Annotated in this window: 11 protein-coding genes; 3 read left to right on the forward strand and 8 right to left on the reverse strand. The window is 52.1% G+C overall.

Going from position 1 to position 14165, the window contains the following annotated elements; genetic code table 11:
* Positions 1 to 45: 45 nt before the first annotated feature.
* The 3 genes from FH871_RS12535 to FH871_RS12545 all read right to left on the reverse strand — a co-directional run bounded on the left by FH871_RS12535 (position 46) and on the right by FH871_RS12545 (position 5369).
* Positions 46 to 2412: an ABC transporter permease gene (locus FH871_RS12535; RefSeq protein ID WP_138991771.1), complete on the reverse strand. Its 2367-nt coding sequence runs from the start codon at positions 2410 to 2412 to the stop codon at positions 46 to 48.
* Positions 2413 to 2604: 192 nt separating this feature from the next.
* The gene (locus FH871_RS12540; RefSeq protein ID WP_138991772.1) at positions 2605 to 3381 is read right to left on the reverse strand and encodes a zinc-dependent peptidase; all 777 of its coding nucleotides are present in this window, start codon (positions 3379 to 3381) and stop codon (positions 2605 to 2607) included.
* 113 nt (positions 3382 to 3494) lie between these two features.
* Positions 3495 to 5369, reverse strand: a complete 1875-nt coding sequence (locus FH871_RS12545; protein WP_138991773.1) for a CocE/NonD family hydrolase — start codon at positions 5367 to 5369, stop codon at positions 3495 to 3497.
* 82 nt (positions 5370 to 5451) lie between these two features.
* On the opposite strand from FH871_RS12545, the gene FH871_RS12550 reads away from it, so the two are divergent.
* Positions 5452 to 6351, forward strand: coding sequence for an alpha/beta hydrolase family protein (locus FH871_RS12550; RefSeq protein ID WP_229317251.1), 900 nt, complete (start codon positions 5452 to 5454; stop codon positions 6349 to 6351).
* A gap of 5 nt (positions 6352 to 6356) precedes the next feature.
* Here FH871_RS12550 and FH871_RS12555 read toward each other — a convergent pair whose 3' ends face one another.
* The 5 genes from FH871_RS12555 to FH871_RS12575 form a co-directional block, all read right to left on the reverse strand.
* Complete coding sequence (locus tag FH871_RS12555; RefSeq protein ID WP_138991774.1) at positions 6357 to 7742, reverse strand: DUF4403 family protein; 1386 nt, start codon at positions 7740 to 7742, stop codon at positions 6357 to 6359.
* A 96-nt stretch (positions 7743 to 7838) separates the two neighbouring features.
* Positions 7839 to 8360, reverse strand: a complete 522-nt coding sequence (locus FH871_RS12560) for a GreA/GreB family elongation factor (RefSeq protein WP_138991775.1) — start codon at positions 8358 to 8360, stop codon at positions 7839 to 7841.
* Between the two features lie 118 nt (positions 8361 to 8478).
* Positions 8479 to 9261, reverse strand: a complete 783-nt coding sequence (budA, locus tag FH871_RS12565) for an acetolactate decarboxylase (protein WP_138991776.1) — start codon at positions 9259 to 9261, stop codon at positions 8479 to 8481.
* A gap of 92 nt (positions 9262 to 9353) precedes the next feature.
* The gene (locus tag FH871_RS12570) at positions 9354 to 11495 is read right to left on the reverse strand and encodes a xanthine dehydrogenase family protein molybdopterin-binding subunit (protein WP_138991777.1); all 2142 of its coding nucleotides are present in this window, start codon (positions 11493 to 11495) and stop codon (positions 9354 to 9356) included.
* 30 nt (positions 11496 to 11525) lie between these two features.
* Positions 11526 to 11984, reverse strand: coding sequence for a (2Fe-2S)-binding protein (locus tag FH871_RS12575; protein ID WP_138991778.1), 459 nt, complete (start codon positions 11982 to 11984; stop codon positions 11526 to 11528).
* A gap of 203 nt (positions 11985 to 12187) precedes the next feature.
* Here FH871_RS12575 and FH871_RS12580 point away from each other — a divergent pair, with 203 nt between their 5' ends.
* Both FH871_RS12580 and FH871_RS12585 read left to right on the forward strand, forming a co-directional pair.
* Positions 12188 to 13117, forward strand: a complete 930-nt coding sequence (locus tag FH871_RS12580; protein WP_306439235.1) for an oxygenase MpaB family protein — start codon at positions 12188 to 12190, stop codon at positions 13115 to 13117.
* A gap of 51 nt (positions 13118 to 13168) precedes the next feature.
* Positions 13169 to 14149, forward strand: a complete 981-nt coding sequence (locus FH871_RS12585; protein ID WP_138991779.1) for a DUF1080 domain-containing protein — start codon at positions 13169 to 13171, stop codon at positions 14147 to 14149.
* The last annotated feature ends 16 nt before the right edge of the window (positions 14150 to 14165 follow it).

Here is a 14165-nt window from a genome sequence, read left to right on the forward strand (position 1 = left end):
ATTCCGGTTTGGGGGATTGATCCTGAAAAGACTATCGCTACGCAATCATTCTGTTCTCAATCGTTTAACCGGGTTGGCAATGGCGGCTTTGACGGCCTGGGTGCTGACCGTTAGCAAAGCAACAATAACCGCGGCTGAGCCCGCAAGGACAAAAACCGGCCAGCCGATATCAATCCGGTAGTCGTATTTTTCCAGCCAGCGGTTCATGGACCACCACGCCAACGGAGAAGCAATGAGGCAGGCTATGATTACCAACCCTATAAACTCCCTGGAAAGGAGTAACCACAAATTGGTTACCGATGCGCCCAATACTTTGCGGATGCTGATTTCTTTGGATCGGCGTTCGGCCATGAACATCGTTAATCCAAACAAACCGAGGCAGGAGATGAGAATGGCGAGTCCGGCAAAAATTCCGGCTAGCTTGGCAACCTGGTTTTCCGTAGCAAATTTCTTTTCAAATTCATCATCCACAAAACGATAGTCAAAAGGAGCAGCGGGATCGTATTTTTCGACGATCGGTTGCATAGCGGCCAGCGATTGCGTTAAATCCGCACCCGCCTTCAGCCGCACCAAAACCACACTGAAGTAGTCTGCCGTAAATAGGATAACGCCTGGTGGAACGGGCTTAAATGGGTCGCGCATCACCACATTTTCGATAATTCCGACAATTGTTAATACCCGATCGCCGTCTTTGATGGTCTTCCCAATCGGATTTTTGTAACCGATTAAACGCAACGCGGACTCGTTCAGGATGACCGCGTTCGAATCGGTTTTATAGTCCTTTGAGAACGGTCTGCCGGCTATAAATTTTAATCCCGCGGCTTTTTCATAATCCCATTCCGTCAGGATTAAATCGAGCATTGGATTTTCATTCGGTTTTTTCCCTTCCCAGCTAAAGCCGTTCCAGTCGTTATGTACGGCCGTCATGGGACTCGATACTTTGGCTACGGCTTCAATCTGACCGGTATTCAACAAATCACGTTTGAAGGCATTGTAATTCTTTGAAAGGTCTCCACTGGCAGTCAGGCTAATCAGATTGTCAGCCCTGTACCCCAACGAGCGGTTTTTGGCATGATTGATCTGTTGAAATACAATTACGGAGCTGATGATCAGGCCGATGGAAATAACAAACTGAGAAACCACCAAAACCTTGCGGAAATTCACCGCATTCGAGCCTTGCCGACTAACCCCTTTTAACACTTTGGCGGGTAAAAAAGAAGACAGATACAGGGCCGGATAACTTCCCGAAATAAGGCCGGTAACGACGCAAACGGCAAATACGGAAGCCAGTAAGGAGGTATTGCTGAGATCGAACCGGATATTTTCAAAACCAAGGTCCTTTAAGTAGGGCAGCAGCACCTGAATTAGAAAAAGGGAAAGGAAAAAAGCCAGGAAAGCAGTGACCAGGGATTCGGTTAAGAACTGCACGATAAGCTGGTTGCGTTGGGAACCCACGGCCTTGCGGATACCCACTTCTTTTCCTCGTTTTTCAGACCGGGCCGTACTCAGATTCATGAAGTTAATGCAGGCGATGAGCAGAATAAAACCGCCAATGAGGCCGAATAGCCGGATGTATTCGATGCGGCCACCGGTATTGGTCCAGTTTTTAAAATCATCGAATAAACGCCACCTGGCCAGCGGATGAAGAAAAAGAAACTGCGGTTTTATTTTTGTTTCTTTTTTTGATAACAGCAGACCGATCTCTTTCGAAAAACCGTCCATTGAAACGCCCTCTTGTAGCTCGACCATCGTCTGAAGAAAGCTATTGCCCCAATTGGTTCGGTTGTCTTTTACATAGCCGTTGTTTTGCACCAGAAATTCAAATGGGGCCAGGTACTCAAACGAAAAAGAGGAGTTTTTAGGAACATCCTGCATCACCGCACTCACCTGAACGTTATACTGGTTATCGAGTTTTACGATCTTCCCAATGGGGTTGTGTGTGCCAAACAGGGCTTTGGCGAGCGACTCGGTTAGTACGATGGAATTGGGATCTTTTAATGCGGTTTCCGGATCGCCTTTTACCAGCGGAAACGTGAGCATTTTTAGAAAATCCGGATCTACGTATTCACCTTTTTTCGTGAACTTGTTGTTGCCGGTTACCAGGTTCGATTCCAGCCCGATGATGCGGGAAGCCCGTTTGATCTGCGGATACTTCAGTCTTAATTCATCATACAGCGGAAGCATGACGCCGTTGGCGGTCACTTTTTGGTCATTGATGACCTGGTGCCGCTGGACCATCGCAAGACGATCCCGGTTTATATGAAATGCATCGTAACTTCTTTCGTACTGGATCCACAGGCCGATCAAAATGGCAAAGGCCATTCCCAACGAGAGCCCAAAAATGGTGACAAACGACAAGGTCTTGTTTTGAAAGAGATTGCGCCAGGCGATTTTCAGGTAATTTGGGAGCATACCGGCAGTGAGGTTAATGGTCTGCCCGTGTTCGCTCAAGGATTATACCAGAACAATAAAGTGTTGATAAAGAGTTATTTACCCCTTAAATGGTTTAAGCAAGTGTCCATTTTTGGACGGTTTTGTCCGGTTGCAGATAAGTGAAGCCCGCTTCAACCAAATACTCGAATCCATTAAAAACAACCCCCCAGCTTAATCCCCAAGCTTCTGCTGAAAAATCTCCTCCAGCCTTGCAAACAACTCCGGGTGGTTTTCCTTCAGCAAATCGGGGCGTTTGAAGAAATATTCCGACACCACGGCGAAGAATTCGGCTTCGTTGGTCAGGGCGTAGGGGTCGATGTCGGAGCGGTTGGCCTGGATGTCGGCCAGGGTGGCGTGGATGAGTTGCAGCCAGGGTTTGACGTGGTTGCGGTCCAGGAAAAACCGTGGGGTTCCGTCGGTGGCCCCGTCGGCTTTGTCGAGGAGGTGGACAAACTCGTGAATGCCGGTGTTCTCGGTGCTGGCTTCATCCGCAAAGCCTTCGTGGAGCGCCGATTTCGACAACGCCATCGTGCTTTGCAACGCGCCCCCTTCGCCCACCATGCCCAGAATAGTCCGTTCTTTTCCGTCAGTTTCAAAAGCCGCATTGAAACGGTCCTCGTAGAGCAAAACCGTCGTCAGCCGGTAGAACGACCAATCTTTGAAACCGAAAATCGTAATCACCGCGCTGCTGGCCACCAGCACTTTATCCAGCTCATCGACCGTCGTGCCGACGCCCTCAATATGGGTTTGACTTAAAAACTGGTTGACGCGCTCCTCAAATTTCTTTTTATCGTCGTCGCTCAAGGCGCGGTAATACGCGACGTGTTCCTGCAACAACGGGCGGTAATCCGTCGCTGCGGGCGGGCTAATCGGGCGGCTCCGTCGCCGGTAGTGCCAGATTAACCCGCCGAGCAGCAATAAGGCTAGAATAACGATCAGATAAGTCATTTTGATGAGTTTAGAGTTTAAAATTTATGGTTTTAATTAAAGCCAAGTTGTTGATATAGAGGTGATTGTCTTTAACGAAAAATCATAAACTATAAACTTTAAACCATAGATTTTTACAACTTCGAAACCGGCAGCACGATGCGGCTGGCGGCTTTTCCGCTGTGGTGAATTTTGATCGTTGCTTTCTGGAAATCAGCGTCTTTGGCGTGGTAGATGTCCACAAATTTCTGCGGATTCCGGTCTACCAGCGGGAACCACGAGCTTTGAATCTGCACCATCAGCCGGTGTCCTTTTTTGAAGGTATGAGCAATGTCCGGCAGGGTATACTTGACGGTGGTAACCTGATCCGGCACAAAAGCGACCGGTTTTTCAAAACTGTTGCGAAAACGCCCCCGCATCACCTCGCCCCGCACCATCATCTGGTAACCGTTCATCAGGTATTGATCGGTTTTGCTGTACTCGAAATCATCCGGAAAAACGTCGATCAGCTTCACCACAAAATCGGCGTCGGTGCCGCTGATGCTTACCTGCAAATCGGCGGTGAGCGGTCCGGCCAGCGTCAGATCTTCTTTCAGAACATCGGTTTCGAAAACCAGCACGTCCGGGCGGGCGGCCGCAAACCGCTGGTCATCCGTCATGTATTCGCGGGTCCGGTTGACGATGACGCCGTCCGTGTACGGAACGGGTTTGGCCGGATCACTCACGTAAGCCGTAAACGAGGGCGTGGCGGTGGTCGGTTTGGTAAAGTTCAAGGCTCCGTTGGGTTGCAGGTAAAGGGCGGTTTCGGTGGTGCTGACCGGGGGCCATTGGTCGAACTGGTGCCACTGGTTTTCGCCGGTAAAAAAGATGTTGGCTTCCTTAATCTGGTCGATGTTTCCTTTGCCTTTTAGGTGAAAATTGAAGAACGGAACTTCCATTTTGCTGGCATACCATTCGCTGGTGGGGCTGCCGAACTGTACGTTGCCCAGCGAAGAACCATCGCTGCCGCGCCCGGCCCACTGCCCGTGAAACCATGGGCCCATGATGATTTTGTTGTTGTTTTTGGCTTTTTTTTCAATGTCGGTATACGTTGCCCAGGCACCGTAGCAGTCTTCCGCGTCGAACAAACCGCCCACGATCAGGGTGGCAATGCCGGGGGCAATGTCACCGACGAAGTTGCCAACATTGCGGCTCTTCCAGAAAGCGTCGTAATTCGGATGTTGTATGAGGTCCTTCCAGAAACGGATGCTGTCACCGGCATACTTCGTGAAGTTCGGAATGGCGCCAGTACGCAGGAAAAAATCGTAGCTGTCTTTGGTTGGGGGCGAGAAGCCTTTGGGACCCACGGTGGTGGGTTTGGGGCGGGGCGTTCCGAAACCGCGCCGGATGTAGAAATTGAACGCATCCATGAGCATCAGGGCACCATTGTGATGGAAATCGTCTCCCTTAAACCACTCGGTCACCGGTGCTTGCGGGCTAACCGCTTTCAGGGCCGGGTGTTTACTGAGGGCCGCCATGGTCGAATAAAAACCGGGGTAAGAAATGCCGAATACACCGACTTTGCCGTTGTTCTCCGCCAGATTTTTCACCAGCCAGTCGATGGTGTCGTACGTGTCGCTGGCTTCATCGACATCCGTTTTAGCGGTTTTGGTCGGATTATACGGGCGAATATCCTCAAAAACGCCCTCGCTCATCCAGCGGCCGCGCACATCCTGCACCACCAGGATATACCCTTCTTTCAGGTATTCTTTGTAGTGATTGGAGTAGAAATTCCGGTAGGCCTTGTCGCCGTAGGGAGCGCAGGAATAGGGCGTTCGGGACATCAGAATCGGGTGTTTTTCCGACTTGTCTTTGGGTTCGTAAATGGAGGTGAAAAGCTTCGTTCCGTCCCGCATCGGAATGTAAATTTCCTGTTTGGTGTAGTGGTTTCTAAACCAGGTAGAATCGGGGGTTTGGGCGTGAGTGAGTACCGGCAACAAGGCCAGCAAAATCCAGTAGAGACGTTTCATGGTTGTATTCGATTGATTGAGCGATGAACGGGAAGTAAGTTAAGGAAGAAACTCAGAAAACCGCTAAATTGCTCCCAATTTGATGGATTTCACCTTTAACTCCTCGATTTTCATGCGGTTTCTCTGGCTGATTTGCCTGTTGGTTTCCCTGTCCGGTTTTGCGCAGGAGAGCAAAGTGTTCGACGACCTGACGATCAAGAGCACGCTCCTGAAAAAAGACAAGAAGTTTGCGCTCTACCTGCCACCCGGTTACGAAACGTCCCAACGAGCCTACCCGGTTTTGTATCTGCTCCACGGCGGGGGTGACGACCAGACCGCCTGGCTTCAGTCGGGAAATATGCAAGCCATTGTAGATAAAGAAATTAGAGAAGGTCGAATCTCGCCGGTGATTGTGGTGATGCCGGATGCCGAGATGACGTTCTACATGAACAACGTGGCCGGGAAATACCAGTATGAAGATTACTTCATGAAAGAATTGATTCCTTTTATCGAAAAAACGTACCGATGCCGGACCGAGAAACGGTTTCGGGCGGTAGCGGGTTTGTCGATGGGCGGTTTTGGTTCGCTCCTGTATGCAATTCACCATCCCGATTTGTTCGGCTCCTGTGCGGCCCTGAGCTCGGGCGTTCGGACCGATCAGCAGATTAAGGAAATGCCGCATCAGGAATATTTGCGCCGGTACCGTTCCACAATGGGTGAGTTGAAGGAAGGCGAAAACCGCATCACCGATTTCTGGAATCAGAACAGCATTCTGTATCTGGTACAGAAAATGCCGGAAGCGCAGAAGAAAGCCGTCCGGTTTTACCTCGATTGCGGAGACGATGATTTACTGCTCTACCGGGGCAATTCCGAATTGCATGACCTGATGCGGGATGTGAACATTCCGCACGAGTACCGGGTCCGGAATGGGGGTCATACCTGGGAATACTGGCGCACGGGTTTGCCGGATGCCCTGAACTTTATCAACCAGAGTTTTCAGTAGACTGGTTACAACTGCTTGACCCGGACCGCCACCTTCGATTGGACATGGATGAGGGCCTGAATCCCGTCGGGCCGGATGGCGATTTTCTGCGGGGTAAACCGGAAAGCCTGGATGCCGAGGTCGGTTTTTTGGCCGGTTTGTCCTTTTTTAAACGACTCGCTGATGGTTTGCGGGAGCTTTTCGATCTCACCGCCCAGCGAAATCGTCAGAAAACTTTCCAGCAGTTTGACGAGGCCGTTGTGGACGAGGGAGTTTGATAGTTTGGAGAGTTCGTTCACTGTACCGGCTTCAAAATCCAGATTTTTTACGTGCAGGGTGTTGGACAGCGTATCAAACGTGGGGCGGCCTTTCAGGTAAAGTGTTCCGTTGAGTAACCCGCTGACTTCCGTTTTGACGATCAGCGAACGTTGACCGCCGTATACCGAGGCTTTCCGGATGGTCAGCGCACCCAGCAGAATCTTCTTTTTCTCTTTGGCCAGGGTTCGGGCCAGCATCCGGTTGATGTCGGCATACGGAATCACACTCAACAGACGGAGGTCAATGACTTGGGAAACTTTTTCCCGTTTCTGCAAAATAGGTAATTTGACTTCCGAATGATCCGGTTTTTCGGGTTGTAACACGGTTTTGGTGGCAAAAGCAATCCGCAGGTGCGTCGTAATGTTGACCGAATCCCCATCGATGGGACTGGCCTCGACGCCGAGTGGTATGGGAAGCAGCCAGAGGCCGAACTGGCGGTCGATCAACAGCGGTTTCTGAATGCTCTGCCAGATTGGCATCACCATCTGATCGAGCCGCAGTTCCTTGTAAACCGCCGTATCGATGGCCGATTCAATCGCCGACTGGTGTTTGTCGAGGAGTTTTCTGGCGAAATTGGTCAATGAAATCTCCTTGCCCAGAAACCGGATTTCGGGTTCGACAATCCATTCGTAATTCGTAAACTGCACCTTGCTGGCCAGCCGCCAGTTCGGTGTCACGGTCAGCGGACTTTGAAAGTTGACGTGAAGCGAGCAGAAGGGCCGCTGCTCGGCGGTTTTACCGGCGCTAAAGGGTGAGTTGATGTACAGTCCCAAAGGAGCCGAAAACTTCACCTGGTTGTTGACATACTGGATGCGAACCGGCCCGGAGCGCACGACCTTGAACGGGAAAATACCGCCCGACTTTCCACTTGACGAGCCTTTGCCAACCAGCACCGGATCAAGCTCCTGGTTGATTTTTTCCTGTAATTCCTTCAGTGTGAACGTAATCGGGCCGGCCAGATAAGATGTGTCGCCGGGAATAGCGGGGTCAAAGCCTTCGGCTTTGGGGGGTTGGGGGGCGGTCTTCTGGCACTGCGTCAATGACAGAAGAAGAGCCAGGCCGAGGGTCAGGCGAAATAAAAACCGTATAGTCATTCAAGAGGGAAGGCCGTAAGCGGAGAACCTTATGGATACAAACTACGGTTCTTTTGCGGTTGTTTGCGCCGACCTGTAATTTCTGCCGGTTCTTTTCTACTCGATTTCATACCGGATCGCCGTAATTTCCAAAATTTCCTCTCCCTGTACGGTCCGCAGCGAAACCACATCGCCTGCCCGTTTCCCCTGAATGGCCCGGGCAATGGGAGCCGTAAAAGCAATTAATCCTTGCGAAGCATCGGCTTCATCGACCCCAACGATCGTAAACCGGCGTTCAGTCCCCGGTGATTTTCCGGTTTTGGTTTTCAGAACGACGGTGGCCCCAAAGCGAACTTCGTCCTGGGGATGAGAATCCACCACTTTTGCACTCGAAATCCGTTGGTTGAGGTTGGCGATTCGCCCGTTCAGCAGCGCCATTTGTCGGCTGCGTTCATTTTCATCGGGTACCTCACTGGCTTGTAAGTGAGCATGTTCCGTTTCCAGTTCAATCAGTTCCTCACGCAGCCGCGCCAGTCCTCGTGGTGTTACATAATTCGTTACACCGGGTGGCAAGGGCGCGCGGGCGGGGATCACCACCGGCGCATCGGCGGTTTCGTTTTTCAAGAAGGCACTGCTCATTCCGGGTGATTTGCTGGATGCAAAATGGTTGTGTCCAAAGGATTGAAACCACCGGGATGACGAATTGTTTTAAACTGATCGGGATTGCAAGCGCGACGGTGGACCGTTCTTGACTAGCCTATAATGTCACTTTTCCGAAGTCGAAATGGGTGTTCAGTTCAACGTAATAGCCTCTGGTGCGGTCGATCTCGACCGTAACCTGGGTGGCCGTAAAATCGTAGACGTGTCCGCCCGATTTAAGGTCGTCTGCCAGAAAATGAAAGTGAAAACCGGGTACGTTCACCTTTTCCATATACGTCGGCACCAGAAAACCGACCGCCACACCGGTGGTATTGGTCAGGTTGAAAATGACCTGTGATTTGGCCAGGTGATCGTTCAGGGTCGGATACGGTTTTTGGGCGGGTGCGGGGGCGCGGGTGGTCAGCTTCGAAAAAGTGCCTTTGATGCGGATGGCGTAGATTTCGTTGGCGGGTAAGGCTGCCGCGATCTTTTTTTGAAGCTGGTCCAGGGTCATCCCGGCAGTTTGGACGGTAAAACTGGAGTCGGCTTTGAAAAACTTCACGAACGCCAGCGACGTACTGTCGCGGTCGGCCACTTCGGAAACGCTGCCGTTGGAGCGAATCCGGTATCGTTTCCCTTCATTGATCACCAGTTCGCCATCCACCCGGTTGAAGGTGCCGACGCCGAAATCACCATGTTTTTTCAACTCGCCGAACGTCAGGTTGCCGTCGAAAACACCCGCCAGCAACGCATTGATGATGGAGTATTGGTAGAGGAAATCCGTGGTGGAACTGGTAGCGGGCGGGGCATTTTCTTTGGTCGTACAGGCTTGCCCGGTTAGTAAAATTATACTGACAATTGAATAGAAAAAGGCACGTTTTACCCCTGGTGTGGTTTGCATCCGGGTCGTTGAGTAAGCAATAAAGGGGAAGGAATCCGGTAGTTGCTGATGCGTGCTGATCGGGACCGGGCGGCCCGATCAGCACACGTCACTTATGAAACGCCTTTGAAAACTTCGGCTTCGACAAAAGGCTGGTTATACAACCGTTTGCCGGTGGCTTTGAAAATCGCGTTGGCCACGGCCGCGCCAGCGGGTGGGAGCGAAGGCTCGCCCAAACCGGTTGGCTCGATCTCATTCTGAACAAAATGGACATCGACTTCCGGTACTTCATTCATCCGAATCAGCTTGTAATCGTTAAAATTCTTCTGATCGGGAATGCCGTCTTTGAACGTGATGTTGCCGTACATGGCGTGACCGATGCCATCGACCACACACCCGCGAACCTGCTGCTGCGCCCCGCTCTGGTTGATCACGATGCCACAGTCGGCCGCTGAGTATACTTTTTTCAAAACCGGTTTGCCTTTTTCAACCACCACTTCGCCAATCTGGGCCACGTAGGAGCGGTGGGAGAAATAAACGCTAAATCCCTGCGAAACGCCGGTCTTTTTCCCCCAGCCCGATTTCTCGACCGCCAGTTGAATCACGCCCTTCATCCGGTCGATGTCGTAGGTGATTTTGCCGACCGGTTTTTGCTTGGCTTTGTCCAGTAATTCGAGCCGGAACTGCACCGGATCTTTCCCGGCGGCCTGAGCCACTTCGTCCAGAAACGCCTGTTCGGCAAACGCCAGGAAATTGGTGATCGGCGCGCGCCAGGGGCCGGTCGTGATGGGGGATTTGTGGTCGATGCTGTCGATCAGGAGGTTTTCAACGGCACCCGATGGGAAGTTGTCTTCGCGGGTAGCGTTGCCGGCGTTGATGCTGGCACCCCGCAATTTATAGCCAATCAGGTTGTTCTGCGCATCCAGGGCTGCTTCGAAGCGGTAGCGAACCGCCGGGCGATAGATGCCGCCGGTCATGTCGTCTTCGCGGGTCCACATCACCTTCACCGGCGCATTGACGGCTTTGGAAACCTGAACGGCTTCGATGGCGTAGTCGGTGTTGAGTCGCCGACCAAAACCGCCCCCCATGCGGGTCAGTTGCACGCTTACTTTTTCGGGCGGCAAACCCAGCAGTTTTGCTGTCTGATTACGGGCCGCTTCCGGCGTCTGGCTGGGGCCAACCAACTCCGCGCTGTCGGCTTTGACGTGGGCGAAAAAGTTCATCGGTTCCAGCGGACTGTGCGGCAGGAACGGACACTGGTATTCGGCTTTCACGACCTTGGCGGCATTTTTGAAAGCGGTTTCAACATCACCGTCTTTCCGCCGAACGGTCGTGTTCGGGCTGTCCAGCATTTCTTTAAAAATGCGGTTGTGGTCCGAAGTGCTTTCCAGATTACCGTCTTTTTCCCACTCGATCTTGAGGGCGTCTTTGGCCTTTTTGACCTGCCAGGTCGATTTGCCGACGACGGCCACGCTGTTGTTGATCGTCACGACATTGACAATGCCGGGCATGGCTTTGGCCGCTGCCGAATCGACGGATTTCAGTTTATAGCCAAAAGCCGGGCGTTGCAACATGCCGATCAGCATCCCTTCGCGGTGGAAGTCCAGCCCGAACAGCGGTTTTCCGGTCAGAATGCCGGGATTGTCGACGTTTTTGATCGTTTGCCCGATCAGCTTGAAGTCTTTGATTTCTTTCAGCTTGACATCCGCCGGAACCGGCATTTTTGAAGCTTCAGTGGCTAACTCGCCGTAGCTCAGTTTGCGTTTGCTGGCAGCATGAAGCACGAATCCTTTGCTGGTCGTGCAGTCCGATGCCGACACGTTCCAGCGTTTGGCGGCAGCCTCCAGCAGCATGTGCCGGGCCGTAGCACCAGCCACGCGCAGCCGTTTCCAGGAGTGCGGAATGGAACCACTGCCCCCGGCAACCTGACGTTCAAATTTCTGGGTATCGAGCGGGGCCTGTTCAACCACCACGTTCTTCCAGTCGGCATCCAGTTCCTCCGCCACGATGATCGGGAAGGCGGTTTTGATGCCCTGGCCCACTTCCGGATTGGGCGACAAAATGGTGATGACGCCCTGCGGATTGATGGACAGGTAACTATTGAAATCGATGGCCGGAGCGGCCACGCCTTTGAGGGGCGCGCCAGCAACGGCGGCTTCGGAATCCGTCCAGTTGAAGCCCAGCAGGAGACCTCCTCCGGTTGCTGCGGCAATTTTTAGAAAATTCCGGCGGTTATGATTGAGTTGTGAAGACATGTCAAGTGAGGTTTAAGGGAAACCGTAAACTTATTTTGTTTTTGCGGCTACTTTCACGGCTTCTTTGATGCGGTGGTAGGTACCGCAGCGGCAAATATTTCCGGACATGGTGGCTTCAATCTCGGCATCGGTGGGCTGGGGCTTGCGTTTGAGCAACGCAGCCGCCGTCATGATTTGTCCGGCCTGGCAGTAGCCGCACTGGGCCACATCCACCTCATCCCAGGCTTTCTGAACCGGATGGTCGCCATTTTTGGACAATCCTTCGATCGTGGTAACTTTGGACGTGCCGATGGCCGAAACTGGTAACGTGCAGGAACGGGTGGCTTCGCCATTGAGGTGGACGGTGCAGGCACCGCATTGGGCAATTCCGCAACCGTATTTGGTGCCGAACAGCCCCAGATTATCGCGCAATACCCACAGCAACGGGGTGTCGGCTTCGGCTTCGGTCTGGTAGCTTTTGCCGTTGATTTGCAGTTTGAACAAGGCCATAGTGAAGGAGTGAGTTTGGAATCGGAGCTAAATTACAAATTTAGCGCACGAATATGGAAGATTTGCCCGAATTTATACGGTTTGAGGTCTATTGTCTGTTTATTTTAAAGGCTAATTAAATTGGATGGGAACGCGGATTGAACGGATCAAGCGGATTTGCACAGATAAAATCCGTTTTAATCCGCATTCCCATCCACAATTCATTGAAAAATACGGCTATGACGGCTCCGGTTTATTCAAAAGTAGCGGGCGTATTCCGAAACCCGGCGGTTCGTCGCGAACTGCAACAGCTCGACCCGCAGCGGGACTACCAGCGAATGGTGCAATTGCTGGTGGGTTACGAATTTCCGTTCGACATCACGCGGGCCCTCGAACTGGCGCTTTTCCACACCTACGCGAGTCCCCGCACCTCGGCCCTGCTGATGCGAACGGGCGAGTTTGAGAAACACGGCCAGAAGCGTTACGATGACACCAGCATCCTGATTGCCTGGTTCATGCAATACGGTTTGAACACCGAAACCGGGTTACGGGCCATCACCCACATGAACCGCATCCACGGTTTTTACAGCATTCCGAACGAGGATTTTCTGATGGTGCTGGCCACCTTCATCTTTTATCCCATCAACTGGATCAACCGCTACGGCTGGCGGAAGCTGATTCCGGCGGAGGAGCAGGCCTTCTTTCTGTTTTTTCGGGAAGTCGGGCAGCGGATGAACCTGACTGCTATTCCTGAAACCATCGACGAGCTGAAAGCTTTCACCGAAGCCTACGAAGCAGAACATTTTCGCTATGCCGACAGCAACCGCCACGTCGCCGATTCTACCGTCCGAATTGTGCAGGGCTGGGTTCCCAAACCGTTGCGCCCGGTCGTGAAACCGGTTTTTTCGGCTTTGATCAATGACAAACTGCGGGAAGCGTTTGGCTACCAGAAACCGCCGGCCTGGTTCTGCGGATTGCTGGAGGCTTCGTTCCGGCTTCGAAAAGGACCGCTGCGCTGGATCACGTTTGAACCGTATCCCAAACTGGTCGAAAATACGTTCCACCGCTCATATAAATCCGGTTTGCCCGCTGTGGAGGAGTTGGGGCCATCAAAGCTGATAAAGAAAGAACCTCGGCTGCGTAGCCGTGAGTAGACTCAATCCGGTTTTTTCTTATGGCAGCAATCAACATAAAGCTTCAAACTGATGACATTCTATACTGAGAAATTATTACACAGGGTTAATCAGAGGGTATCAGCGCTCATCAGGGAAACGCTGATTAACGCTGATTATCCCCGATTAACCCTGTGTTACAGCTTTTTTCTTCTTTTCTTCCACCCCGCTTTTGCCCAGAAGAACGACCCGAAAAAGGAGGAATGGATTCAACTGTTCAACGGCAAAGACCTGAGCGGCTGGGATATTAAAATTGCCGGGGAAGACCTGAACGTCAACTACAAGAATACGTTTCGGGCCGAAAACGGCATGATGCGGATCATGTATGATCAGTACAAGACCTTCGACAACAAATACGGCCACATTTACTACAAAGAGCCATTTTCCTATTACATCCTCAAGTTTGACTACCGGTTTCTGGGCGATCAGGTGCCGGGCGGTGCCAACTGGAATGTGCGCAACAGCGGGGTGATGATCCACTCACAGTCGGCGAAGAGCCTGACCAAAGACCAGGATTTTCCGATTTCACTGGAGATTCAGACGCTGGGTGGTTTGGGCAAGGGCGTTCGGCACACGGCCAACCTCTGTACGCCGGGGACCATCGTCGAGATGGGAGGCAAAGTGATTCCCGATCACTGCATCGACTCGCAATCCAAAACCTACGACGGCGATCAGTGGGTCAGCGTGACGGCGGTGGTGCTGGGCGGAGAAATCATCCACCACATCATCGAAGGCGACACGGTGTTGACCTACGAGAAACCGAAAATTGGCGGTGGGTACATCAGCAAACAGAATGACTTTGCCTCCGGTCATGTGGGAAACCCGAACTACTGGCTCAAAAAAGACAATACGTTGCTAACCGGTGGCTACATCGCCCTGCAAAGTGAAAGCCACGCCATCGACTTCCGGAACATCGAGGTGCTCAATCTGAAAGGCTGCATGGTGAAGAAGGCGCTGAACTACAAATCCTATTACCGGGTGGCGGATAATTCGAAGTGTACGTATAAGAAGTGATTTGGTTATTACACAG

Source organism: Larkinella sp. C7, from assembly GCF_006149005.1.
GTDB lineage: Bacteria > Bacteroidota > Bacteroidia > Cytophagales > Spirosomataceae > Larkinella.

What these genes read in the sequence shown, in the direction of transcription:
- FH871_RS12535 (WP_138991771.1), bottom strand. Translation starts at nt 2,412, where the DNA reads ATGCTCCCAAATTACCTGAAAATCGCCTGGCGCAATCTCTTTCAAAAC.
- FH871_RS12540 (WP_138991772.1), bottom strand. Translation starts at nt 3,381, where the DNA reads ATGACTTATCTGATCGTTATTCTAGCCTTATTGCTGCTCGGCGGGTTA.
- FH871_RS12545 (WP_138991773.1), bottom strand. Translation starts at nt 5,369, where the DNA reads ATGAAACGTCTCTACTGGATTTTGCTGGCCTTGTTGCCGGTACTCACT.
- FH871_RS12550 (WP_229317251.1), top strand. Translation starts at nt 5,452, where the DNA reads ATGGATTTCACCTTTAACTCCTCGATTTTCATGCGGTTTCTCTGGCTG.
- FH871_RS12555 (WP_138991774.1), bottom strand. Translation starts at nt 7,742, where the DNA reads ATGACTATACGGTTTTTATTTCGCCTGACCCTCGGCCTGGCTCTTCTT.
- FH871_RS12560 (WP_138991775.1), bottom strand. Translation starts at nt 8,360, where the DNA reads ATGAGCAGTGCCTTCTTGAAAAACGAAACCGCCGATGCGCCGGTGGTG.
- budA (WP_138991776.1), bottom strand. Translation starts at nt 9,261, where the DNA reads ATGCAAACCACACCAGGGGTAAAACGTGCCTTTTTCTATTCAATTGTC.
- FH871_RS12570 (WP_138991777.1), bottom strand. Translation starts at nt 11,495, where the DNA reads ATGTCTTCACAACTCAATCATAACCGCCGGAATTTTCTAAAAATTGCC.
- FH871_RS12575 (WP_138991778.1), bottom strand. Translation starts at nt 11,984, where the DNA reads ATGGCCTTGTTCAAACTGCAAATCAACGGCAAAAGCTACCAGACCGAA.
- FH871_RS12585 (WP_138991779.1), top strand. Translation starts at nt 13,169, where the DNA reads ATGACATTCTATACTGAGAAATTATTACACAGGGTTAATCAGAGGGTA.